1 protein-coding gene is annotated in these 255 nt (G+C 53.7%); it reads right to left on the reverse strand.

From position 1 onward, the window contains the following. On the reverse strand, positions 1 to 255 hold a 255-nt coding region (locus QSJ59_RS24310; RefSeq protein WP_285762099.1), incomplete at both ends, for a WXG100-like domain-containing protein.

Genomic DNA, 255 nt, shown 5'->3' on the forward strand with positions numbered 1-255 from the left:
GAGTGAGGAGCCGAATGTCCAGTAGGACATGGCGATGGCCCAGGCGATTTCGATGGCGAGTTGGATGAGTTGGCCGATGATCATCCATTTGGCGTACTCGACCTGGTTCGCGGCGTTGCGTGCGTATGCTTGGATGTCTTTGGCGAGTTCGGCGGCTTTTCCGACGTAGTCGCGTTCGCCTGCGGTGAATTGGTTGATGGATTGTTCGAAGTATTCGGTTGATTTGCTGTCGAAGGTTTGGGTGACTTTTCGTTT

The sequence above is a fragment of the Nocardiopsis ansamitocini genome (assembly GCF_030268225.1).
Classification (GTDB): domain Bacteria; phylum Actinomycetota; class Actinomycetes; order Streptosporangiales; family Streptosporangiaceae; genus Nocardiopsis_D; species Nocardiopsis_D ansamitocini.